This window comes from Aliivibrio kagoshimensis, from assembly GCF_050337105.1.
Lineage (GTDB): Bacteria > Pseudomonadota > Gammaproteobacteria > Enterobacterales > Vibrionaceae > Aliivibrio_A > Aliivibrio_A kagoshimensis.
The window spans coordinates 19596-43536 of the sequence record NZ_JAKJSQ010000033.1; the positions used below are offsets into that span (position 1 = coordinate 19596).

A 23941-nucleotide genomic window follows, 5' to 3' on the forward strand; every position below is an offset into this window, starting at 1 on the left:
AAAAAAATAAAAATAAAAAAAAGCAGTAAGACAATGACTTACTGCTGGTGCCAGATCACTATAGGCGGTTAACCAGGGTTACCATCTATACGGGGTTTACATAACATCGGAGCAAAATAGAACAAGAATAGACCGAAGCTAACAGTCCAACACAGGGCAGTAATACTAATGAGAATCGTCATATGCTCAGGGAAAAACGCCACACCGAAACTTCTTATCAAGGCACCACAAAAAAGGATCAAGAAGGCAGGCCACATTCTTGGTCCTTTATAAATCTCATGTCCAGTATGACCCATGGTGACACGAGTGATCATGGCTAAGATCAAACCTGCGATACTGCCAATAGCAAACAAGTGAAGTATTGAATGGTCGAGAAACGGGTCATTGCTGATTCCTGTGACAATTAGGCCAATTGGAATACAGAGATAAGCAGCGTGCAGAGACCAAACAAGAGGTTCACTTAAGGTTAACTGCGGCTTCCATCTTGCCATTCTCACCAATTGAGCAATACCTGCAACAATCATTAATGGAGCGGCAAGTTGTGCTGAAGCAATTGGGAAGAAGCTTAAAATAAACAGCAACAGAAGAGGAAGATTCGCGAACACATCTAACCAAATTAATGTAGGTGCTTTCTCGAAATTAAACTTGCGGGCAGTAAAGAACGGGATAACACGAGCCCCCATTACTGATAACAACAGAACAAACCACCAGATCATCGCTTGCCATACTGCAGAAGATGGAAAAGGAGGCATGCCTTTGATGGTGGCGTAACTAGCAAAGTTGGCAACAATTGCAAGAATAAAGAAACCAACAAAAATGATGTTTTTCCATTTTTTGCTTTTAATAACGCGGTATCCAACCGCATAAGCTGACGCAGCGAGAAAGAGAGACTCTACGATAGAGACAAGCCAGACAGGCGTAGTGGTCCAAAATAGCACTCTTGGTAATAGCCAAAGCAAAACGAGTAATCCAAGCCAACGGTTATTGGTTCCCTTTATCCCGGTCCAATTTTGAACCGCCGTTAATAAAAAACCAACCACAATCGCCATCGCAAATCCGAAAAACATCTCATGGACATGCCACCATAAAGCGGGAACAGAAAGGCTGCTCGGTTGACCATGGCCAAATGCATAGACCCAAATCACCACAGCGATGATTGAATAGAGAGAACCTAGAAGGAAAAATGGGCGAAAAGCCAATCTAAGTAGGGGGGGGATTTTGTCTTCAGTTTTGCGGTCGGTAATGTTGATCATAAAAATAGTACTCCTTGAATATGAATAGAATATAGCAAAAAATGCGCCAGTTTGTAACCGTTTGATTTTTGGTATAAATGTTTATGGAATGATTGTAAAGAAAGGCGTTTGATGTACTATTTACATCGAGTATACTGTGTGTATCAACTAATGTTCTAGGAGTTAAGGTGCAACCATCCATTAATCAAGTACTGTTGCAAATCGCTTTAGATTTGAGTTCAAGCCTCCCTTCGGGCCATCACTACCAACGGTTAATCGCCGCACTCAATCGTGTTCTACCCTGTGAAGCAAGTGCTTTATTTATAATGGATGAAATGGGCTTCTTACAGCCTGTTGCCGTGAGTGGTTTATCTGAAGAAGTATTAGGTAAAAAGTTCTATCCAGATAATCACCCGAGGTTAAAAGCGATTTTAGGCTGTACCACGCCGCTTAGGTTTCCAGCATCGTCGGAATTACCTGACCCATTCGATGGGTTTTTAAAAGATGACCCCAATAGCTCTATTGATGTGCATGATTGTATGGGATGCAGTCTCTATGTAGAGGATAGTTTAGTCGGTGTATTAACTTTAGACGCCATGACGGTAGGGGCCTTTGATCAAATTGATGATATCACGGTAGAAACATTCGCGGCACTGGCAGCGGCGACGATAAGAAATATTACCATGGTGGAAGCACTCAAACGTTCGAACAAAAAACATCAAAATATCAATAAATTACTAATTGAAGAAGCGAGAACAAAAGGTGGACAGCTGGTTGGGATTAGCCCAGAGATTCAGCGCCTTCGAGATAATATTAAGATGGTGGCTCACTCAAATTATGCTGTATTGATCAGTGGTGAAACCGGTACTGGTAAAGAACTGGTGGCGCACGAACTGCATGCACAGTCACAACGAAGCGATAAGCCAATGGTGTACGTAAACTGTGCCGCATTACCAGAATCGATCGCTGAGAGTGAGCTGTTTGGTCATGTAAAAGGAGCATTTACTGGCGCGAATAGCCACCGAGCCGGAAAATTTGAACTTGCAGACAGTGGCACCATCTTCTTGGATGAAATTGGTGAATTACCGCTGTTGTTACAAGCGAAACTACTGCGTGTGATTCAACAAGGAGAAGTGCAACGTGTTGGTGCTGATAAGAATCTATTTATCGACGTTCGTATTATTGCCGCCACTAACCGAGATTTAGAGCTTGAAGTGGGTGAAGGGCGCTTTAGAAGTGATCTATTTCACCGCCTGAATGTGTTTCCTATCCATGTTCCTCCACTGCGGGAACGAGAGGGTGATATTGCTGTATTAACCGGGCATATTCTCGACAAAGTGAAACTTCAATTTAATATTACTAAACTCCATGTGCATCCTCGAGCATTGCAATACTTAGAAGATCAGCGGTGGGTGGGTAATGTTCGAGAGTTAGAGCATACCTTAATGCGAGCGGCGTTAAGAACGATTCAAGAGCAACAAGCGGTGATCACTGACCAACACTTAGGCGTCAATAGCCTTCAAACAAGAGGGAGTCACAGCAGTTCCAACTCACTTCCAGAGCATCCAATTGTAATGAGAGAGGCGGTGGAGCAGTATCAAAAGCAGCTTATTGAACATGGCCTTAAGAAATCAGACGGTGTGTGGGCAAAAGCCGCCGATTTTTTAAAGATGGATCGTGGAAATCTGTATAAGATGGGCAAAAAGCTAGGGGTTAAAGTTTGATCTAAATCAACTTTATGTGTTAATAAAATGTTTTAATTCAATGAGTTATGCGATATGCGTTGTAATAAAGACAKCGTGAGATGTCTTTATTACATCGGTCTTGTGTGGGTTATTTAAATTAAAGTGATATAATACAATGAGTTACAGTTTGGCATGGTTTGTGCTTTTAATGGTTATCGTCAGATTAGATGATCATTTTAAGAGGGTCTCTCAGACCACATAATAACTGGAGTCAATATGTTCTGTATTCAATGTGAGCAAACCATTCAAACCCCTGTATCTAAAGGGTGTTCTTATACACAAGGTATGTGCGGTAAAACCTCAGAGGTCTCTGACCTGCAAGATGTACTGGTTTACAATTTGCAAGGAGTCTCTTTTTGGGCTGAGTTAGCGCATAAATTGAATGTTGCTGATAACGAAATTGATCAGTGGGCGCCAAAAGCCTTCTTCTCAACATTGACTAACGTAAACTTCGTTCCTGAAAAAATTGTCGCTTTTGCACAACTCGCTGAAGAGTATAAAAATCGTCTTAGAGATAAAGTGGTCACAGCGGCATTAGTTTCAGACTTCGCGCTGCCACCGCTATCAGAAGCAGCAAAATTTGAACTACCAGCAACGGCTGAAGAGATCGTAGCAATTGCACCGCAAGCTGCAGTTAACCGCGGTTACGAAACCATTAGTGAAGATGTGATTGGATTACGCTTATTATGCCTATATGGATTGAAAGGCGCAGCAGCTTATATGGAACACGCCAGTGTATTAGGCCAAACCAACGTTGAGATATACGCTGAATACCATCAAATCATGAGTCTATTAGGAACGGATCCTACCGATCTTAACCTACTGCTTGAAACGTCAATGCAGATTGGCATGATGAACTACCGTGTTATGGAGATGCTTGACCACGGTGAAACCGATACCTACGGTCATCCAACACCAACAGCCGTTAATGTTAAAACGGTATCTGGTAAGTGTATATTGGTCTCTGGGCATGATCTTCATGATTTAGAAAAGATTCTGCAGCAGACAGAAGGTAAAGGCATCAATGTTTACACCAATGGTGAGATGCTTCCAGCACATGGCTATCCAGAGCTAAACAAGTATCCACACTTAGTTGGTAATTACGGCAGCGCTTGGCAGAATCAGCAGAAAGAGTTTGCTAACTTCCCTGGCGCGATCGTGATGACATCAAATTGTCTGATCAATCCAAACGTTGGCCAATACGCGGATCGTATCTTTACTCGCAGTATTGTTGGTTGGCCTGGAGTGGTTCACATAGAGGGCGATGATTTCAGCGAAGTGATTGACTGTGCATTAGCACATGAAGGCTTTAAGCATAATGAAATTGAGCAGATGATCACTGTTGGATTTGGTCGTAATGCATTGATGGAAGCAGCGCCTGCTGTTATCGAAAATGTTAAGTCCGGTGACATCAAGCACTTCTTCTTAGTCGGCGGTTGTGACGGCGACAAATCTGAGCGTAGTTACTACACAGACTTCACCGCACAAGTTCCAGACGACACGGTTATTTTAACGTTGGCATGTGGCAAGTTCCGTTTCAACAAAAATGAGTTCGGTGATATCAATGGCATTCCACGTCTTCTCGATGTGGGTCAGTGTAATGACTCATATTCAGCGATCCAATTAGCACTCGCTCTGTCAAAAGAGTTTGATTGTGGTGTTAACGAGTTACCTTTGACACTGGTACTCTCTTGGTTTGAACAAAAAGCGATTGTGGTTCTGCTTACATTGTTTGCACTGGGCATTAAAGGCATTTACACCGGCCCAACAGCTCCCGCATTTTTAACCGATAATTTACTGGCGATTATGCAAGAGAAATTCGATATGAAATCGATCTCTACGCCTGAAGAAGATCTTAAGATCATCTTAGGTAAATAATCAATATCAAGCCCAGTGGTGTATCGCTGGGCTTTTTTAATTATCTGAAATGCATAAAGGCAAACAATGACAGCGATTAAAACGTGGGATCCATCGACGGAAACGTTAGTGTGTGTTGCAAGATGGAATGAGACTGTTGATACCGTTACTTTTAGATTTGAAGTGAACGTAGCGAAAAAGAGTACACGCAAATTCGAATTTAAACCGGGGCAATTTTTGACTATTGGTGTTGAAATTGAAGGTAAGCTTGAATACCGAGCTTATTCTCTTAGCTCTATACCTAATACACATTACGCAGAGCTTACAATAAAACGTGTTGATGGCGGAAAAGTATCAAACTATCTTATCGATCAGCTTACAGTTGGTGACGCGGTAACTTCATTGGGGCCAGAGGGTTCATTTAATAGTACTGACTGCCAATACCGGGATAAAGTCACTTTAATCAGTGCGGGGTGTGGTATTACCCCTGTCATGTCGATGGCAAAACAGTGGTTAGAAAACAAAGCAGATGTTGATATTAACTTTGTGCATATTGCACGCAATAAAACATCCATCATCTTCGCAGAACAACTTAAAAGCTTCTCTAAAGACAACAGAAATTTTCAAGCTAGTTTATTATTAAAAAACGCGGAAGGTACAGAGTATAGAGAAGGCAAGATAAATAAAGAGACACTACAAGAGTTGTGCCCTGATTTACAACAATCAACGGTGTTCTTATGTGGGCCTGTTCAGTTTATGAAAGATGTAAAAGGGTATATTCAGAGTAGTGACTTCGATATGAATCATTTTTTTGAAGAGAGTTTTAGCCCTGCAGAACCAGTTAATGACGTTAAGGGAAAAGAGCATACAGATGAATCCGTCAACATTTCAGTACCAGATTTTGGATTCGAAATGAAGGCAGGTAAAGGGACACTGCTCATTGACGCATTAGAAAAAGGGGGGATACCCGTTATTGCTGCTTGTCGCAGCGGTGTTTGTGGTTCCTGTAAATGTAAAGTGGCGGTAGGAACGGTTCAGTCAAGCAGTCAAGAGACACTAACAGCAGATGAAATTGAACAAGGATTTGTATTGGCTTGCTCATCGACCGTTACTGCCAGTGTTGAAGTATCCCTTTCATAAACCTCTACTCGATAGATGTAAACACTGCAAACCAATGTCACTTTGTGAGTTTTGGTTTGCAATTCTCTGCCACGTGATTGAAAAACAGTCAAATTGAAGACATTTCACTGGGAAATTATTCACTATTCCTTATAATGTTGCTACTCATTATAATCATTTATAGGTATGGTCGTGGGATTTCTTTCAAAGCTGTTTGGACGTTCGTCTAAACCATCACAACAAACGACAGTTGAACCCACCGAATATAAAGGGTATTTGATCTATCCGCAGGCAACTGAGGAAGGGGGGCAATATCGCATTTCAGGTTCGATAACAAAAACGATCAATCAAGAGCTGAAAACACATCGATTTATTCGTTCCGATGTCGTCTCCTCAGAAGGAGATGCCAATAAGATCATGTTATCAAAATCTCAAATGTTCATTGATCAAACAGGGGACAAAATGTTTGAGTGATCACTTAATTACCTAATCGATTGTTAAAACAGTGATTTAACATTTGTTACTTAATTTGTGATGTAAAATTACTTCCTTTTTATCTTTTTTGAACGAATATCATACAATTCGTCGTTTATTTTGGTACTTTTATTACAAAACGCTTGAAGTATCGCTGTTCGTTAGATAAAAAGTACCTATCACTTTGTTATTAGCCAAGGAATTACTATGCAGATTGGTGTACCAAAAGAGAGTCTCGCGGGGGAAACCCGTGTTGCTGCTACTCCAAAAACCGTTGAGCAGTTACTTAAACTCGGATTTACAGTCTCGATAGAAACAGGCGCAGGCATTCTAGCCAGCTTTGATGATGCTGCATTTGAAAAAGCAGGGGCAAGCGTCGTTTCAGCTGAAGACGTTTGGCTGTCGAACATTATTTTAAAGGTTAATGCGCCTCAAATTAATCCAACCAACAATGTTGATGAATTTGATTTGATTCAAGAGGGAGCCAGTATCGTAAGTTTCATTTGGCCCGCGCAAAATGAAGCACTGCTTGAGAAATTGGCTACAAAGAAAATTAACGTTCTAGCCATGGACTCAGTTCCACGTATTTCACGAGCTCAAGCTCTAGATGCATTAAGTTCAATGGCGAACATAGCGGGTTACCGCGCTGTCGTTGAAGCTGCACATGAATTTGGTCGTTTCTTTACCGGGCAAATCACTGCTGCAGGTAAAGTGCCACCAGCCAAAGTATTGGTTGCTGGAGCAGGTGTTGCTGGTTTAGCCGCTATTGGTGCTGCCGGAAGTCTTGGTGCGATTGTTCGTGCTTTTGATGTTCGTCCAGAAGTAAAAGAACAAGTACAAAGCATGGGTGCTGATTTCCTTGAAGTGGATTTCAAAGAGGATACCAGCGCTGGTGATGGTTACGCCAAAGAGATGTCTGATGATTTCAACAAGAAAGCAGAAGAGCTCTATGCAGAACAAGCCAAAGACGTTGATATTATTATCACAACCGCGTTGATCCCTGGCCGCCCAGCTCCAAAATTAATCACCAAAGAGATGGTTGATTCAATGAAGTCGGGAAGTGTCATTGTCGATCTGGCTGCTGCCAATGGCGGTAACTGTGCTTATACCGTGGCAGACAAAGTTATCACAACAGATAACGGTGTGAAGATCATCGGTTATACCGACATGGTCGGTCGTCTACCCACTCAGTCTTCACAACTGTATGGAACAAACTTAGTTAACTTGTTGAAGCTGCTTTGCAAAGAGAAAGACGGCAATATCAACATCGATTTTGACGATGTGGTATTACGTGGCGTTACTGTCGTGAAAGAGGGGGAAGTGACGTGGCCGGCTCCACCAATCCAAGTGTCAGCTCAACCACAAGTGAAAGCGGAAGCGATTAAAAAACCGGAACCTAAAGTCGAAGAGCCAACATCACCCGTTAAGAAGTTTGGTTTTATAGCAGCAGCAATCGCTGGGTTTGGTTGGGTAGCAAGTGTTGCTCCTGCCGAGTTCTTATCACATTTTACCGTATTTGTACTAGCGTGCGTCGTAGGGTATTACGTGGTATGGAATGTGAGCCACTCACTGCATACACCATTGATGTCGGTAACTAATGCGATTTCTGGAATCATTGTTGTTGGTGCTCTGCTACAGGTAGGCCAAGGAAATGGTTTAGTCTCTTTCTTAGCATTCTTTGCTGTATTAATTGCAAGTATCAATATATTTGGTGGCTTTACCGTAACCAAACGTATGCTTGAAATGTTCCGTAAAAACTAAAGGAGTAACACATGTCTGCAGGATTAGTACAAGCAGCTTATATCGTTGCTGCCGTTCTATTTATCATGAGTTTGGCGGGATTATCTAAGCAAGATACAGCTAGAACGGGTAACTACTACGGTATCGTAGGTATGGCAATAGCACTTATTGCCACGATCTTTGGCCCAGAATCAGCAGGTACTGCATGGGTGATCGTTGCGATGATCATCGGTGCAGTTATCGGGATTTACTACGCGAAACGTGTAGAAATGACGGAGATGCCTGAACTGGTAGCTATTCTCCATAGCTTTGTAGGTTTAGCGGCTGTTTTGGTTGCCTATAACTCATACCTTGATCATGGTGTTTTAGTTGGGGCGATGCTGAACATTCACTTAGTTGAGGTTTTCTTAGGTGTCTTCATCGGCGCAGTGACCTTCACTGGTTCTATCGTTGCATTTTGTAAATTACGAGGATTAGTCAGTTCAAGTGCGTTAATGCTGCCTCATCGCCATAAACTGAATTTATTGGCGATTGTTGTTTCAATCTTACTGATGATCAACTTCGTGAACAGTGAAGGAAACATGTTCGCGCTTGTTGTGATGACATTGATTGCTCTAGCATTTGGTTACCACCTTGTGTCATCTATCGGTGGTGCGGATATGCCTGTAGTGGTATCAATGCTGAACTCTTACTCAGGTTGGGCAGCAGCAGCAGCAGGTTTCATGCTAGCCAACGATCTTCTGATTGTCACAGGTGCGTTAGTCGGATCTTCTGGTGCGATTCTTTCGTATATCATGTGTAAGGCGATGAATCGCTCATTCATTAGTGTAATTGCTGGTGGATTCGGTACTGACGTGGTTATTTCTGACTCTGATGAAGAGCAGGGTGAACATCGTGAGATTAATGCTGAAGACGTTGCTGAAATGCTGAAAGAGTCAAAGTCTGTGGTTATCACTCCGGGATACGGAATGGCAGTCGCACAGGCGCAATACCCAGTGTATGAAATTACTGAAAAACTACGCGCTATGGGTATTGAAGTCCGTTTTGGTATTCACCCTGTTGCGGGGCGTCTACCTGGCCACATGAACGTATTACTTGCTGAAGCAAAAGTACCTTACGACATTGTGCTTGAAATGGATGAGATTAACGATGACTTTGCTCAAACAGATACCGTATTGGTTATCGGAGCAAATGATACGGTTAATCCCGCTGCACTTGATGATCCAAACAGCCCAATTGCTGGAATGCCAGTACTTGAAGTATGGCACGCGAAAAACGTGATTGTGTTTAAACGCTCAATGAACCCAGGTTATGCGGGGGTACAAAACCCATTGTTCTTCAAAGAGAACTCGCAAATGTTATTTGGTGACGCGAAAGAGTCCTGTTTAGATATCGCTAAACACTTATAGCACTATACTTGTACTAATAGGGAGCCGTTTKGCTCCCTTTTTTTATTGTTTAAAATGAAGGCTAACCCAAAATCAATTCGTTTATAATGTCTCATTAATAAGAATAATTATTTGATACAATACAAATAATTGATATCGATTCATTGAATTAGGTTCAAATTAGAATTGGAAGTAGAATTTAGGTTATTCTAAACACCTAATTATTCAATAGGTTATTTATTAACCGCATGCAGAACAATAAAATTATGGATGTACATACCCTTGCTATTTAGAGGCATTTTTGCGTTATTGATACTGCTGTTCGTCTTACCGGTTACAGCGGACACTCTCCCTCAGAAAATTGAGCAGTTTAGAGATCGGTTTAATCAATCCACCTCAACGGTATCTTATGACATTCGCCTTATTCAAGGGGATTTCCCTACCTCACTGTTAACGCCTGATACCATGCTACCTCAGACGTCAAGTTACCCTTTTAAATACATTAAACAGCTCTACCTAGCGGCCAAAATATGTAAAGGACCTTGGCCTGTGAGTCCTTTGGTTACTGATCCTTTGGTATTTACTCGAGCTATGTGTAATAACACAAAGTTGCATACAAAGTGGTTCATTCGTTCGGGTATGATCCATCCTGGAGGGGGAACTTATGCGGCAAGGTATATAGAGAAATTTCCGAGCCGTGAACAAGAGTTGACTCCTTACATGCATATAAAGGAGCGTGGATGGGCGGCGGCTAACACCATCCTTGGACGCCTGCAGAGAATGAAGCCAGATGCGATCTCTGCTTTGATCTCCGGTGCAGATACCTTCGTTAGTGATGATGAGTTATGGCTACGAAATGGCAATAAGTATGATGTTTACCATTCAGCACTGTGGCGAAATAAATTGGAAGAGACGGGCTTGTCTTTTACTCTTTCAAGAATGACAGCACACTGTTATGTAAGAACAGGTAATGTTTGTTGGGATGTTAAAAGCGACTCTAAGGTTATCTATTACAGTATTCTAGGTTTAGTGATTATCAACATATCTCTGATTTGTGGATGGAGCTTTACCCGCTGGCGTAGTCGCAGAAGGGATCTTAAAGATCGTATGTTGGTGTTGCAGATTCTTACTCATGAGCTTAGAACACCTATCGCCAGTTTAAGTTTAACTGTTGAAGGTTTTCGTCGAGAGTTTGAACGTTTACCGGAAAGTGTCTATGACGAATTTAGGCGTTTATGCGAAGACTCAAGACGGTTACGACAACTGGCTGAAGCGAGTAAAGACTACCTTCAATCGGGCAATCAACACTTAGCAACTGAATGGATCCCTTCCGTTAATGACTGGTTAAGTTATCGATTTGAAGAGAATACAACTCGGGTGATTTTTACGCTTAATTATGACTCAGCAGTTAAAGTCAACATCTACTGGTTAGGAAACTGTATAGATAACTTAGTTAACAATGCTTGTAAATATGGGGTTGGCCCCGTTGAGCTCAAAGTGACAATAAGCAGTAAAAGCATGAAAGTGAATGTGAATGATGACGGGATTTTAACAGCAAAAGATTGGAACAGATTGCGCAAACCCTTTGTGAGTCAAAGTGGTTTGGGATTAGGATTAACGATTGTTGATTCTATGGTCAAACGAATGGGTGGGACCTTGAAATTACAAGGTCCACCTACATCATTTATTTTGGAGGTACCGTGTGAAACCGACACTACTATTAGTTGAAGATGACCGTAATTTAGCGGAAGGACTGATTGTCAGTCTTGAACAAGCGGGTTATCACTGTCTGCATGCTGATAAAGCAGCAGATGTGGCCGCTTTATGGGAACAAGCAGATTTAGTTATTCTAGATAGACAACTGCCAGACGGGGACTCAATATCGTTTCTCGCACAGTGGAAAGCATTGAAAGATACCCCTGTTATTTTATTAACTGCATTGATCTCAGTACGTGACAAAGTAACGGGCCTAGACGCTGGTGCTAACGATTATCTGACTAAACCTTTTGCAGAAGCGGAGTTATTAGCAAGAGTACGTGCCCATCTACGTAACCCTGATGGTGTAGAGCAAGTCAATTCAAATCAAGTCATTGTGGGTGTCTTGACTATTGATACATCGACAAGAGAAGTGATTAATGCAGGGCAACAAGTATCGTTAACTCGAACTGAGTTTGATCTTCTACTCTTTCTCGCCAGTAATGTGGGTAAAGTGTTCACTAGGGACGAATTGCTGGATCAAGTATGGGGATATAACCACTTTCCAACGACCCGTACGGTTGATACCCATATTTTGCAACTTAGACAGAAGATCAACAATATAGATATCGAAACACTTCGTGGTGTGGGTTATAAGATGAAAGCGTAATCGTATGAATAGATTGAATGTCAAAACAGCGTTAATTGCTTTATGTATGCTAACCGCTTCACCAGCTGTGCATGCGGAACATTGGTTTATTGAGAATACCGCATTAACTAATACCCATAAGTTGTTTTTAGAAGGTGATTCACAACGAGGATTTCAATCACTCATTGAAGTGTGGCAACAGTTACCATCAATAAGCCAACAACAGCATTTAGATAAATTAATTAATTCAGTGATAGAACTAGATTGTGGACGATCATTTAAACAGATTGGTATTCCAGAGTGGTTAGACGGTGTGACTATTGAACGTCAGAGTATACAAAGTCCGGGTCGCTTATCTCATAAAGTGATTGTACGAGCGAATACTCCCCAAGACTTAGATCGCATTCGATTGATACGTTGGCCAGATGTGGAAGTAATTAATGAAAGCAGCCCTGATAGAAGTGATGGCGTTGAAAGCAAATATCAATATAGTGCAACAACCGAAACGTTAAATACTAGAGCAAAGAGTGGGCTCTATAAAATTCAGGTTGTTTCGGATTCCAAACTGGAATGGGAAACATGGGTCATATTGGCCGAACCACATAATAAAGAGTTGGTAAGGTGGAGCTCAAAACAGAAATGGACGACCTATAAAAGCGGGTTGTTGAATAAATATTGCCCACTACCAACCTTAGATCTTAGTTTACATACCAACAAGGACTCTAAATTTCATAAGGTATGGACAGAACAGTATGAAGGTGACTACCCGATTGAACTGCCTAAGATGACACTGCCTGACGACCGTTATGTATTGGCGGTCTCACTTAAGCATCGACGTTGGCAAGGCAGTATCACGATTCTCGACACACAGACCATAACCAAAACAATCGATCTGAGTACAGAACTCTTTACTGAGAGATAGTAGGTCACATTCTGCAATAAAAAGCAGCACTTCTATCTAGTTGCTATTAAATAACTCTTCAGTTTTCATATTCATCGCCGTTATCATTATTGAGATGAGAGTAGTCACCATGGATAACGGTATGAATCGCACACTTTTTCGAAACGTAATAACTTTAGCTCTTCTGACCACACCCAATATTGCAAATGCCGATGCGCGTACGCAAGCGATGGGAGGGGCAGGAACCGCAAGCGGAAGCTACTTGGCTGGCGCTTTCTATAATCCGGCACTGGTAGCGATCTATAATAGAAAAGATGATTTTGGTATTTTGTTACCCGTGATCGGAGCTGAGTATCAAGACATCAATGATATGCGAGATAAAGTCGATGGGATGCAAAATACCATAAAAGGGTTAGACACCACTGATCCTGTGGCGGTAACTAATGCCGTAAACCAACTGCAAGACTTGGATGGCTCCCGATTCTTAATTAAAGCGAGAATTGCAGGTGCCATAGCAATCCCCAATAAATTCATTTCTGCCAGCCTGTTTACTCAAAGTTATGTTGAAGCGATTTCGCTTCCACACATAGCCACCAGCAAAGCGGGTGATGACCCAACGGAAACCCAGATAAGGCCGATTTATGATTCCACGGTGACCTTAACAGGATTTCAGATTAGTGAAGTAGGAATTGCACTGGCAAAATATGTGGATTTTATGGGGCAGCATTTCACGGTAGGTGTCTCCCCAAAATACCAATACTTTGGGGCTTATAACTACACCGCAACGGTCGAAGACTTTGACGTAGATAAATACGATGATGATAAAGTCACGGATAGTGCATTTAATCTGGATGTAGGCGTTATTTGGTTTTATGGACCGTTTAGGCTAGGGCTAGCAGGTAAAAATTTAATTGCACAAGAGTTGGTGACAGAGAATGTCACTGTTACCACTACCGGTCCATCAAGCTACCCTGCGTATACTCCGTCAGTGTTAAATTATCAATATGTGTATGAATTGAAGCCACAATATACAGTAGGTGGCGCTTTTGAAACTCATTATTTCACCTTAACTACGGATGTTGATCTCAATACACAGACTCGGTTCAAAGGGTTTGATGATGACACACGTATGTTTCGTGTCGGGGCGGAATTTAACCTACTTGGCCAAATTCAGTTACGTGGTGGGTATCGAGTGGATTTAGAAAATAACCTTGAAGATACCTACACTGCGGGAATCGGATTTTCGCCGGGTGATCTGTTCAGGTTGGACGTGGCAGCAAGTTACGCGAATCCTGATGCGGCAGGTGTATCGATGAATTGGTCATTTGCGTTTTAATTAACAGTATACTTCCAGCACATTAGCCACTACTATCTGCCCAATATTATTATGTTGGGCATTTTCTTTTATAACTATCTTATAAAAGGGCAGTGCGCAGTAAAGGAGTCACTTATGTTCGATGATTTACCAACCTTATCGCATGAAGAGCAGCAAGCAGCTGTAGAGAAAATCCAGAAACTGATGGAGCAAGGAGTCAGTTCTGGGCAAGCAATACAAATGATTGCAGATGAGATACGACAGCAACAAGCAGATAAAAAGTAATCCGATATGATTAAAGTGAACCGACCTTCTAGGTCGGTTTTTTTATGTGCGCAATACAATTTAGCGCACTATAACTAAGGTGAGTTGTGAGTCGCCGGGTCTGACGCACTATAACCCATATTCAGAGGTGGTAACTCGACCCTAGTGCATCATAACTTAGTTTTCATGAGCTAGCATAATTAGATAAATGGGCTTGGGTCGCTGAAAAAAACACGGCATAATAAACAGATAGTCTACAGAAGGAATAAATTAGAATGAGTAAAGCAAAGATTGGAATCATTACTGTCAGTGACCGTGCAAGTGCGGGTATCTATGAAGATATCTCTGGCAAGGCCATCATTGAGACGCTAAGCGACTATCTCACCTCAGAGTGGATTCCGGTATATGAAGTGATTCCAGACGAACAGGACGTTATTGAGGCGGCTCTAATTCGTTTGGCTGAAGAAGAGAACTGTAGCTTAATCGTCACCACAGGCGGTACTGGGCCAGCAAAAAGGGATGTGACTCCAGAAGCGACTGAGGCTGTATGCGACCGAATGATGCCAGGTTTTGGTGAATTAATGCGTGCAGAATCTCTTAAATTTGTCCCAACTGCGATTCTATCTCGTCAAACTGCGGGTCTTCGTGGTGACAGTTTAATTGTGAATCTACCAGGCAAACCAAAGTCAATACGCGAGTGTTTGGACGCAGTATTCCCTGCTATTCCATATTGTATTGATTTGATGGACGGTCCATTCCTTGAATGTCACCTGGATGTCATCAAACCTTTTAGACCGAAAGCTAAATAGAAACAAAATAAAAAGCCCATAAGTTGCACTGTCACTTATGGGCTTTTTATAATAATGACTTAATTACAGTGTTAAACCGCCATCAATGTGTATGCATTGTCCAGTGATGTAACTCGCCTTATGGGATAACAAAAAATCAATCAGATCTGAGGCTTCACTGGGAGTACCTAATCGACGCAAGGGAATTCGTGACGTAATTGTGGTTAAGGATGTTTCGCTGAGAGGTGTGTGATCGGGGGAGTTCTTTTTGATGTAACCAGGAACGACACAGTTCACCGTGACCGATTTGTCAGCGACATGAACCGCTAATGACTTTACTAATGCCTCTAATCCAGCTTTTGCGGCTGCAGACGCGGGTACTGACCCGCCACCATTTTGAAATTTATGGGCGAGAAATGAACTGACAGCAACCACTCTTCCCGACGGGGATTTTTTTAACATGGGCAGGGTCATTGTAATAAGGCGATAGAAGGCTGCTTGAGTAACTTGAAATGAGTAAGCTAAGCCTGCGTCATCAAGCTCTCCAAAATCCCTCCAATCAGGGAATCCCGCATTACTTACTATCCCATCTAACTGACCGATTTCATTGACTACATTGACTATCTTTTCACTCACCGCGGGATCAGTTAAATCGCCAACGACTGGGTAACTTGTGCACTGTTTATCATGTAGTTTTTGTTGAAGTTCTTCCAAGCCGTCTTTATTCGAACCCGTGTGTATGATCAAGGTCGTGTGTGGGTCAGCAATGGTTTCACAAACTGCCGCTCCAATACCACTTCCTGCTCCTGTTACCAAGATCACTCTTTCAGTCATCTGCAAAATATAGCTCCTAATTGAATATTGTATGCAAAGACTATAACTGACAAATAATAAAATGTCTGTGACGGTGTGACTAAATAGTAATGAGTTGTATCATTATATGAAAATAGCTGTCGTCAGCATTTATAAAAAAAATGCCTGATGTATGATGGAATTATTGACAGAACTCTGGAGGCAATATGCAAAATCGCCATAAGAAAATATCGGTCTCTTTAGTACTTGGCAGTGGTGGTGCGAGAGGGATGGCTCACATTGGAGTGATTCGAGAATTGGAACGCAACGGGTTTGAGATAAAATCTATCTCAGGCTGCTCAATTGGTGCCGTTATTGGTGGGATTTTCGCTGCAGGCAAGCTGGATGAATTTGAGCAGTGGGTCTGTGCAATTGATAAAGTCGATATCGTCTCACTTCTTGATATTTCATTTAGGAAAGGGGGACTAGTAAAGGGAGAGAAAATAATCAATAGCTTGAAAAAGTTAGTTGGTGAGCAAAATATTGAAGATCTTCCTATTCCTTATACTGCAATTGCCGCGGATGTGAAAAACGAAAAAGAAGTGTGGATTAATTCAGGCTGTTTGTTTGATGCCTTTCGAGCATCTATTTCACTTCCTCTTTTCTTTACCCCAGTGAAACACAATGATACGTATTTAATTGATGGGGGGGTGTTGAATCCTGTTCCTATTGCCCCTACGTTTAACGATAAGACAGACATCACAATTGCCGTAAACTTAGCGGGCTCAGTCGATGAGATCGCTAAATTAAAGTCACGTCCAATGCCTCGTATCACCGAGAGTGAAAATGAAGGCAGTGATATTCATTTGAGTATAAAGCGCTTTATTGGTCGCTTAAAGACCAGCCCTCAAAGTACTGTGGATGGGTGGGGATCTTACAACATTGCAACGGAAGCATTCGATGCAATGCAAAGTACCATTGCTAGAGCAAAGTTAGCGGCCTACCCACCAGACATTACTATTGAGTTGGCTAGGAACACTTGTGGCACATTTGAGTTTGATCTGGCTAGCCAATTGATTGAACTCGGACGGATTAAAACGAGAGAAAGCCTAATAAAAGCTGGCATGTCTGTAGTTTGATTATGGTGTAATCGACAAGATACGGTTCTGATTCAATCTACATATTCTCATGTGATCTTCAAATGTGGTTTATGAAATAAAATCTCATAATAGAAGTCCAAAATAACGCTACCTATTGAATTTATAAACCTGTGCCGAATAATCGGTTGATTTCTATATTTCGTCTTATTTATTGGAATTTATTTGTCAGCTTTTTATACACATACTTGAAGTTAAGAATCATAGGCAGGGGTGAAAGGTATATGCAACAACAGCTTGCATCATTGGCCTAATTATTGCTTAAATATGCAACATGTTGTTTTATTGCTTATTTGAAGCATAAATTTCCACCCTACAGAACTCTGTAAAACTTATAATAGGTATTATTTTATGAGTACAATTTTACGTAACAAATTCCTACCACTAGCCGCTTTAGCTTGCGCTTTCGCTACTCCAATGACTACTGCAGCGCCATTGGATCTTAGGTTTACTGATTTCTTAGAAGTGACTAATGGTCAGGCTGCGTATAATTTTGGTCCGTCATTTAGTGGTGCAAGCATGCATTACACTAATGTAGCTACACAAGGTTCTGTAACAGTCGATGCACGTGTGACCGCTTATGCTTATGGCGATTACAAATTTAATTACCATATCCCTAACTACAATCAAACCTCGGGTGATAATCCAAATGATGATATTGCATTCATTTATTCTAATGAAGCTACGTTTGGCTCTGGGGGCTTAACCTATATCTTTGAACTTTTCGATGGGGCAGGTGCTAACTCTGGTACTTTCAGTGAGCGTTTTGTTGCGGATGAGCTTGCTATTATCGCTTATGATATTGATGGCGAAAATAACGAAAACTTCCATCAAACTGAGTCACTTCGTGTATTCACATCAGATGGTATCACCTCATACCAAACGGGTGCAGCTGCCGCTAGTGTAACGGCTGCATTTGAAAATGATGACGAAATTTTATTCACAGGCCCAGGTAACAATGTTTCTGAAAGTGATACCAGTGGCGCTGTTAAAATTACGTATGAAAATACAGACCATTTTGTTTTCCAATTCGAATCTGAAACATTTAAAGGTGGGGCTTCTAACCCAGTATTCAGTGCGATCGATGGCGACTTAACGATTAAAATGGATGGCGCAACAGTCTACATCTCTGAGCCAGAAACACTATTCACTATGGCAAGTGCCCTTTTCGGCATGGTATTAGTTGGACGTAGAAAGAACAAAAAAGCGTAAACGGATAGATAAGTGACCCCCAATAGTTGGACTACCAACTACTGGGGGCTTTTTTTGTCCTGATTTTACGTTTTACTGCAGTTTGAATTTGGCCACAATCTCATTTAATTGGCCGTTTGCTTGTAAAAGTTTCATCGTTTCTTCAGCGGTACTTTTGCCATTATCTGATAATTTAATTGCCATCTCTCGAATCGCCGTCATGTTCATGGCAATCTCTCCTGATACAAGGCTTTGCTCTTCAGCAGCGGTGGCTATCTGATTATTTAAGTCATTGATTTGCACAACTGAAGCAACAACAGCACTTAGGTCTGCTTCCACTGTAGTGCTTCTCTCAACGGTATTGGTACATGTGGTTTGCGTTATAGCCATTGCATCAATCGCTAATGATGAACCTTGTGTTAATTGCGCCAAGGTTTTTTGAATTTCTTCAGTACTGACTCGTGTCTTTCCAGCTAGAGCCCTGACTTCATCGGCGACTACAGCAAAACCTCGGCCCTGTTCTCCGGCTCGAGCAGCTTCGATAGCAGCATTTAAAGCCAGTAAATTAGTTTGATCTGCTATATCACTAATAACGCTTAATACTTTGGTGATTGCAAGCGTATCTCGTTCTATCGCCTCAATTGAATCAGACGAACCTTGAATGTTATGAGCGAGCTCAGACACCGTTATAGCAGCAGATCCGACACTGGTTTTAGACGTTTCAACTTGGATACTCATTGACTGCGAGAAGCATGATGCCTCTTCAGCATTGCTGGCAACATCTCTAGCTGTAACACTCATCTCTTCAATTGCAGTCGCGACTTGATCCGCTTCCTGGCTATGGGAGGTTAATACCTCATTGTTCGACGTGACGTGATGTTCAAGGTTATTGATACTGGATGCAATCACCACTGAGGATTGTGAAATATCTAACATTAAGGTTTGCAAGTTGGCGATAAACTGGTTAATACCTGCAGATATTTGCCCTAAATCATCTTTAGAGGTCACAGGTAAACGTTGGGTTAAATCACCGTTACCCTGCGCCAGATCTTGAACCACATCTTTAAGAGCTACAATTGGCTTATACAGTATATTCAAAATGACAACAACAGTAAGGACTGAAAGCAAAATCATGCCAATAGACATAGTAATAGCACTCACGAATTGATCATCAAGTTCGCTGTATACCACGGACTTCTCAATACCAACAAACAGGTATAATTTTTTCCCGCTCGCTATATTAATCTCACGGGTTAAACTGATCTTATCCATTCCAGCTAATGTATATTCACTCATGTTGAATTTAACATTGGTCATATTGTTATAGACATTTTGTAGGCCGATATCAGATAGGGTAGTGCCAACAGAAAGCACATTTGATGTAGAAGCAATTGCTTTGCCATCCGCATCTAAAATAGCAGTAATAGCACCAGGAATATTGAGGTTATTGATGGTTTCATCCAAAATATCCATTTCAATATCCGCAAGAATAACACCACCATTAAGTGCTTTACTGATCGATATAACCAGTTTTTTAGTACCAGCATCCTTATAGATATCAGTGATCGCAACGCCGTTGGTTGCATTAGCCATCTTGTACCAATCACGTGTACGTGGGTCATACTTTTCAGGAATACCTACGCCATCAATATAGAGATGAGTCTTAGCTGTCGAATAGGTCGTGCCATCATTAAATCCAAAATAGATATCAGAAACGCCACTTAGGTCTTTGGCTAATCGAGCCGCTGACACATATTGGCCGTCTATTGTTCCATTGTTATTGTTTGATGCTAGCTTCTCAACCGTATTGATTCGAGAGGTAAACCAACGCTCGAGTGTATCGGCTTCATAATTGATAACAGATGTTGACTGTGAGTTTACATCATCGATCGTGGTGGTTTGCAATGCACGATAATTTAACCCATTAGAGATGATAAGAACGGTCGTCACGATCAGTACTACACAGGTAATGATTGACGCCTTAAAGCCCATTTTCTGAAACACTTTTAATTCCTTACATGTTGTAAGTAGTAAGCCAAAATCTAATGCTCAGGTCTTAATGTACAACAATTAACAAAATTCAAAACACTGCTCATTAAACGATACAGTGACACTAGGTGTAGGGTGCAATTATCAATATTGTCGGAAGCACTATCGGCAGTTCTTGCATCTACTTTAATAAAATAGTGAGTTAAATCACATAAAAATGAATACCACTATCTGTTACATAGATAGTGGTATTCGATGGTTGTAGAGGAAACAGAAAGGCTGAACCAAAATATTGATGATACACTCAATAACCATCTGATTTTAAAGTTAAAAGTACCAATTCATTTTTACTTGTATGGCCATGATCACTGATTTTGAGTCAGATTATATTTAGGGTATGTGCGGATATTATTTCTCTCTAAATGAATTTACTTGCGAGGTTGTATGAAATTTGTAATTAATATATCAGTAATAGCATCATTGCTAGTTGCCATAACTACGCCGATAACAGTACTTGCGGATGAAGAAAATAAGAAAACATCTAAAGCGATATCGAGTAGCATTTCACTGCAAGAGCTGCATCAGCAAGCTGATCAAGGGAGCGCAGAAGCCCAGAATAAACTGGGTGAAATATATGACTATGCTAAAGGTGTTCCAGAAGATAATAAACAAGCCATCAATTTGTATAGTAAGTCCGCAGAACAAGGATTTTCAAGTGCGCAATATAACCTTGGTGACATGTACTATTATGGTGAGGGCGTAAATATAGACTTCAAAAAGGCCATGAATCTTTATAAAGCTGCAGCGGATCAACGTCATCCGAAAGCCCAGTTCGCATTAGGTGTAATGTATGACTTTGGTGAAGGTGTGCCAGAAGATGATAACAAAGCCGTTGAATGGTATAGAAAATCTTCTGAACAGGGGTATTTCAAAGCGCAGTATAATCTTGGAGAGATGTATTTTTTTGGAGATGGTGTCAATAAAGACAATTCTAAAGCCGTATATTGGTATCGAAAATCAGCTGATCAAGATTATAAAAAAGCGCAATCAGTGTTAGGTACAATGTATGAGTATGGAGACGGTGTAAAAACGAACTACAAAACAGCAGTGAAGTGGTATAGAAAATCAGCTGAACAAGGTTACGCAAAAGCACAATACTATCTTGGAAAAATGTACTTTTTGGGTGATGGCATTAATAGGAACTATAAACACGCCTACATGTGGTTCGATGTTGCGATAAAGAATGGCAATAAAGATACGGATGAAAAAATGGCCGTCTTGAAACAAACTATGTCACCGGAATCGATAGCCATTTCTAAAGAGATGGCAAAAAATTGTATTGCTTCAAAATATCAGAATTGTGGTTAAGACATTATTCGCAGCGATACAGAGTGCGAACGATGCTGAGTTCGCACTTTATTATTAGGTCATTATCGCTTTGTTGTAATAAATTAAAGTGCGCATTATATGTTCTTAAGTTAAATCAAAGGCTTATTGATAGTTTTGTTACGGGCGTATCTTTTCTAGCCTTTGGTAGAGAAGGGCATGAAAATGACTAAAAACTACATTTTTCGGTTTGTCATTTGTGGCTTAAGCGTAGAAGAAGCCGCTAATTTATGTTTTAAGAGTGTGAGGACTGTCACTAAGTGGGATTCAGGAAAAGTAGAAATCCCGCCCGAATGTAAACGCTTAATGAAGTTGTATTCAGGTTTTGAGTTTAGTGATGATAATGAATGGAGTGGTTTTTCATTTGTAAATGGAAAACTCCTGCTACCTACAGGTGCTTTGGTTGATCCACAACAGATTCTAATAGGAATGGCTTTAATTGAAATTGGTTGCAGTGATGATAGGAAAACTATGACCAAACTACTTAAGTATTCGAGGGAAATTACTCGCATAAAAGCAGTCATTAGTAGTAAGAGTCATTAATGGATTTTCTAACTTATCTTTCCTTCCAATTCATAATAAATACAATGCATATTTTCTACAAACATAAGTCAACTTTCTACATTTGTTTTATCTACTTTTGATGTAAGGCACTAATTTATCAGAAGTATTATGTTATTTTCTATAGTTATTGATTGATAAGATACAGAATGTATTGTTTAAATGATTCGTTTTGCATCTTGGTAAGCTGCTATATCACAGAGCAATGAATTCATTTAGAAAGGAAGATAAATGTCAACCGAAGTAAGAACTAAAGAAGAGTTAACAAGGGCTAAAGATCGTGAAGAGAACGAGATTATAGTCGTAGGTAAACTTGCAGATGAACTAAAGAAAACTAAGAAACTGGCGTATGTAGGCACCGGGACTTTGGATGTTTTAACGACTGCACTTGTAGCAACCCCTTTTACAGGTGGTATGTCTATGTTCGCTGCAGCTCCACTTGCTGCCCTTACTGGTATGGAAATAAGTGGGATTATAATTGCTGCATCATTAGGTATAACGTTGGTCATTGCCGTTTTTAAAGGGTATGACGAGATATCTTATAAGAAAGGTGAGCTCATTTTGAAACGTAAAAGTTCATGATATAACAAACAACTTAAGAGTGATTTACCATCCTGTGAGTTTGGGTAAAGTTGAGTTTTACGGTGTTAAAACTGAATTTTTTGCTAGGCTGGTTCTTATTATAATTGGCAATTATATTTGCCCAATTTTTGCAAGAGGAACAACGCATGAAAGATAGAAAAACATTAGCAAGTAACTCTGGTTTCAGTTTAATTCAAGTGATTGAAGTCGATGACAACGGTAACATATTAAGTACATCTTATGAGGTTGTTGATCCTGATGGAAAAACCATAGGGTGTTTCGGAAGTCTCAAAGAAGCACAAGATTTCCTTAAAAATATATTAGATCCCGAGCCTCCGGGTTCATATGGGCTAGGAATGTAAATATAACAAGTTCTAGGCATTAAATGGCAGGACGCATTTCTAGTACTCGGCATTTTCAGTTTAATTCGTGTTTATGGGACACTGCTTTACATTTTCTGGAGGCATTGGTCACTAATTTACAAAGCGTTAATACTACAGGGATGTCATGTTCTATTAATCGAGCTATGAAGCTTGAAAGCGTAATTAATGAAAGAAAGGTTCAGTTAAGTTATGAATTAATGTTCTAAGTATTACCTTTAAATCAGAAGGTTAGCAGTGTTATTGTTACCGTTAGGCCTTTAAGGTCATAGGTAATGAAGTACAACCAAATGAGTAAAAACTACGTCTTTAGGTTTATTAAGTGCGGCTTGAGTATAGAAGAAACAGCAAATTTATGTTTTAAGAGTAAGAGAACGGTTTCGAATTGGGATTCGGGAAGAGTAGAAATTCCTCCTGAATGTAGACGATTAATGAAAATACAATCTGGGTTTGAAATTAGCGATTGTGACGAATGGATTGGTTTTTCATTTGTTAGAGGAAAACTGTTGTTGCCTACTGGTGTATTGGCCACTCCTCAACAGCTATTAACTGGTATGGCCTTAGTTGAAATTGGTTGCAGTGATGACAGGCGAACAATGACCAAGCTTCTCAGGTATGCGAGGGCAATTGCTAGAGTAAAAAATACAGTTACTAATAAGTATTCGTAATAATACTTACTGGTTTGATCATCTCTACTTTCAATTTAAACAAGAAACACAGTGCATACCTTCTACTC

At 40.7% G+C, this 23941-nt stretch carries 22 protein-coding genes; 19 read left to right on the plus strand and 3 right to left on the minus strand.

The window, feature by feature from the left end; genetic code table 11:
• Positions 1-68: 68 nt before the first annotated feature.
• Positions 69-1253: an NnrS family protein gene (locus L4C32_RS12020; RefSeq protein WP_428197120.1), complete on the minus strand. Its 1185-nt coding sequence runs from the start codon at positions 1251-1253 to the stop codon at positions 69-71.
• 167 nt (positions 1254-1420) lie between these two features.
• Here L4C32_RS12020 and norR point away from each other — a divergent pair, with 167 nt between their 5' ends.
• The 12 genes from norR to mog all read left to right on the plus strand — a co-directional run bounded on the left by norR (position 1421) and on the right by mog (position 15188).
• On the plus strand, positions 1421-2956 hold the full coding sequence (gene norR, locus L4C32_RS12025; RefSeq protein WP_428197121.1) for a nitric oxide reductase transcriptional regulator NorR: 1536 nt from the start codon (positions 1421-1423) through the stop codon (positions 2954-2956).
• Between the two features lie 237 nt (positions 2957-3193).
• Positions 3194-4855, plus strand: coding sequence for a hydroxylamine reductase (hcp, locus tag L4C32_RS12030; RefSeq protein ID WP_428197122.1), 1662 nt, complete (start codon positions 3194-3196; stop codon positions 4853-4855).
• A 66-nt stretch (positions 4856-4921) separates the two neighbouring features.
• Entirely contained in the window at positions 4922-5974 is a 1053-nt protein-coding gene (locus L4C32_RS12035; RefSeq protein WP_428197123.1) for an FAD-binding oxidoreductase, read from the plus strand.
• Positions 5975-6145: 171 nt separating this feature from the next.
• Positions 6146-6427 carry an HlyU family transcriptional regulator gene (locus tag L4C32_RS12040; RefSeq protein ID WP_428197124.1) on the plus strand — a complete coding sequence of 94 codons (282 nt, stop codon included), beginning with the start codon at positions 6146-6148 and terminating at the stop codon, positions 6425-6427.
• 207 nt (positions 6428-6634) lie between these two features.
• On the plus strand, positions 6635-8188 hold the full coding sequence (gene pntA, locus L4C32_RS12045) for a Re/Si-specific NAD(P)(+) transhydrogenase subunit alpha (RefSeq protein ID WP_428197125.1): 1554 nt from the start codon (positions 6635-6637) through the stop codon (positions 8186-8188).
• 11 nt (positions 8189-8199) lie between these two features.
• Positions 8200-9576: a Re/Si-specific NAD(P)(+) transhydrogenase subunit beta gene (pntB, locus tag L4C32_RS12050; protein ID WP_428197126.1), complete on the plus strand. Its 1377-nt coding sequence runs from the start codon at positions 8200-8202 to the stop codon at positions 9574-9576.
• 249 nt (positions 9577-9825) lie between these two features.
• A complete protein-coding gene (gene vxrA / locus L4C32_RS12055; RefSeq protein WP_428197127.1) occupies positions 9826-11283 on the plus strand; it encodes a sensor histidine kinase VxrA in 1458 nt (485 codons plus the stop codon).
• A complete protein-coding gene (locus L4C32_RS12060; protein ID WP_428197128.1) occupies positions 11258-11920 on the plus strand; it encodes a response regulator transcription factor in 663 nt (220 codons plus the stop codon). Before vxrA ends, L4C32_RS12060 begins: the two co-directional genes overlap by 26 nt.
• Positions 11921-11924: 4 nt before the next feature.
• A complete protein-coding gene (locus tag L4C32_RS12065) occupies positions 11925-12821 on the plus strand; it encodes a DUF2861 family protein (protein WP_428197129.1) in 897 nt (298 codons plus the stop codon).
• A 121-nt stretch (positions 12822-12942) separates the two neighbouring features.
• Positions 12943-14136 carry a conjugal transfer protein TraF gene (locus tag L4C32_RS12070; protein ID WP_428197130.1) on the plus strand — a complete coding sequence of 398 codons (1194 nt, stop codon included), beginning with the start codon at positions 12943-12945 and terminating at the stop codon, positions 14134-14136.
• Between the two features lie 114 nt (positions 14137-14250).
• The gene (locus tag L4C32_RS12075) at positions 14251-14400 is read left to right on the plus strand and encodes a YoaH family protein (RefSeq protein WP_428197131.1); all 150 of its coding nucleotides are present in this window, start codon (positions 14251-14253) and stop codon (positions 14398-14400) included.
• A 254-nt stretch (positions 14401-14654) separates the two neighbouring features.
• A complete protein-coding gene (gene mog, locus L4C32_RS12080; protein ID WP_428197132.1) occupies positions 14655-15188 on the plus strand; it encodes a molybdopterin adenylyltransferase in 534 nt (177 codons plus the stop codon).
• A gap of 63 nt (positions 15189-15251) precedes the next feature.
• Here mog and L4C32_RS12085 read toward each other — a convergent pair whose 3' ends face one another.
• Positions 15252-16001: an SDR family NAD(P)-dependent oxidoreductase gene (locus tag L4C32_RS12085; protein ID WP_428197141.1), complete on the minus strand. Its 750-nt coding sequence runs from the start codon at positions 15999-16001 to the stop codon at positions 15252-15254.
• 185 nt (positions 16002-16186) lie between these two features.
• On the opposite strand from L4C32_RS12085, the gene L4C32_RS12090 reads away from it, so the two are divergent.
• Together L4C32_RS12090 and L4C32_RS12095 are read left to right on the plus strand one after the other, a co-directional pair.
• Positions 16187-17098: a patatin-like phospholipase family protein gene (locus L4C32_RS12090; protein WP_428197133.1), complete on the plus strand. Its 912-nt coding sequence runs from the start codon at positions 16187-16189 to the stop codon at positions 17096-17098.
• A gap of 369 nt (positions 17099-17467) precedes the next feature.
• Complete coding sequence (locus L4C32_RS12095; protein WP_428197134.1) at positions 17468-18328, plus strand: hypothetical protein; 861 nt, start codon at positions 17468-17470, stop codon at positions 18326-18328.
• Positions 18329-18400: 72 nt separating this feature from the next.
• Here the strand turns inward: L4C32_RS12095 and L4C32_RS12100 are convergent, their stop codons facing one another.
• Entirely contained in the window at positions 18401-20311 is a 1911-nt protein-coding gene (locus tag L4C32_RS12100) for a methyl-accepting chemotaxis protein (protein ID WP_428197135.1), read from the minus strand.
• 429 nt (positions 20312-20740) lie between these two features.
• On the opposite strand from L4C32_RS12100, the gene L4C32_RS12105 reads away from it, so the two are divergent.
• The 5 genes from L4C32_RS12105 (at position 20741) to L4C32_RS12125 (ending at position 23873) form a co-directional block, all read left to right on the plus strand.
• Positions 20741-21664 (plus strand): tetratricopeptide repeat protein, encoded by a 924-nt coding sequence (locus L4C32_RS12105; protein ID WP_428197136.1) that lies wholly within the window; start codon positions 20741-20743, stop codon positions 21662-21664.
• A 177-nt stretch (positions 21665-21841) separates the two neighbouring features.
• Positions 21842-22225: a regulator gene (locus tag L4C32_RS12110; RefSeq protein ID WP_428197137.1), complete on the plus strand. Its 384-nt coding sequence runs from the start codon at positions 21842-21844 to the stop codon at positions 22223-22225.
• Positions 22226-22474: 249 nt separating this feature from the next.
• On the plus strand, positions 22475-22825 hold the full coding sequence (locus L4C32_RS12115; RefSeq protein WP_428197138.1) for a hypothetical protein: 351 nt from the start codon (positions 22475-22477) through the stop codon (positions 22823-22825).
• Between the two features lie 146 nt (positions 22826-22971).
• Entirely contained in the window at positions 22972-23187 is a 216-nt protein-coding gene (locus L4C32_RS12120; protein WP_428197139.1) for a hypothetical protein, read from the plus strand.
• A 293-nt stretch (positions 23188-23480) separates the two neighbouring features.
• A complete protein-coding gene (locus L4C32_RS12125; protein ID WP_428197140.1) occupies positions 23481-23873 on the plus strand; it encodes a regulator in 393 nt (130 codons plus the stop codon).
• The last annotated feature ends 68 nt before the right edge of the window (positions 23874-23941 follow it).

Bases quoted from the DNA above. Each gene is read 5' to 3' on its own strand.
- pntA (WP_428197125.1), top strand. From the start codon at position 6,635: ATGCAGATTGGTGTACCAAAAGAGAGTCTCGCGGGGGAAACCCGTGTT.
- L4C32_RS12125 (WP_428197140.1), top strand. From the start codon at position 23,481: ATGAAGTACAACCAAATGAGTAAAAACTACGTCTTTAGGTTTATTAAG.
- L4C32_RS12110 (WP_428197137.1), top strand. From the start codon at position 21,842: ATGAAAATGACTAAAAACTACATTTTTCGGTTTGTCATTTGTGGCTTA.
- L4C32_RS12070 (WP_428197130.1), top strand. From the start codon at position 12,943: ATGAATCGCACACTTTTTCGAAACGTAATAACTTTAGCTCTTCTGACC.
- mog (WP_428197132.1), top strand. From the start codon at position 14,655: ATGAGTAAAGCAAAGATTGGAATCATTACTGTCAGTGACCGTGCAAGT.
- L4C32_RS12020 (WP_428197120.1), bottom strand. From the start codon at position 1,253: ATGATCAACATTACCGACCGCAAAACTGAAGACAAAATCCCCCCCCTA.
- L4C32_RS12085 (WP_428197141.1), bottom strand. From the start codon at position 16,001: ATGACTGAAAGAGTGATCTTGGTAACAGGAGCAGGAAGTGGTATTGGA.
- L4C32_RS12115 (WP_428197138.1), top strand. From the start codon at position 22,475: ATGTCAACCGAAGTAAGAACTAAAGAAGAGTTAACAAGGGCTAAAGAT.
- pntB (WP_428197126.1), top strand. From the start codon at position 8,200: ATGTCTGCAGGATTAGTACAAGCAGCTTATATCGTTGCTGCCGTTCTA.
- vxrA (WP_428197127.1), top strand. From the start codon at position 9,826: ATGTACATACCCTTGCTATTTAGAGGCATTTTTGCGTTATTGATACTG.
- L4C32_RS12035 (WP_428197123.1), top strand. From the start codon at position 4,922: ATGACAGCGATTAAAACGTGGGATCCATCGACGGAAACGTTAGTGTGT.
- L4C32_RS12075 (WP_428197131.1), top strand. From the start codon at position 14,251: ATGTTCGATGATTTACCAACCTTATCGCATGAAGAGCAGCAAGCAGCT.
- hcp (WP_428197122.1), top strand. From the start codon at position 3,194: ATGTTCTGTATTCAATGTGAGCAAACCATTCAAACCCCTGTATCTAAA.
- L4C32_RS12105 (WP_428197136.1), top strand. From the start codon at position 20,741: ATGAAATTTGTAATTAATATATCAGTAATAGCATCATTGCTAGTTGCC.
- L4C32_RS12065 (WP_428197129.1), top strand. From the start codon at position 11,925: ATGAATAGATTGAATGTCAAAACAGCGTTAATTGCTTTATGTATGCTA.
- L4C32_RS12095 (WP_428197134.1), top strand. From the start codon at position 17,468: ATGAGTACAATTTTACGTAACAAATTCCTACCACTAGCCGCTTTAGCT.
- L4C32_RS12120 (WP_428197139.1), top strand. From the start codon at position 22,972: ATGAAAGATAGAAAAACATTAGCAAGTAACTCTGGTTTCAGTTTAATT.
- L4C32_RS12090 (WP_428197133.1), top strand. From the start codon at position 16,187: ATGCAAAATCGCCATAAGAAAATATCGGTCTCTTTAGTACTTGGCAGT.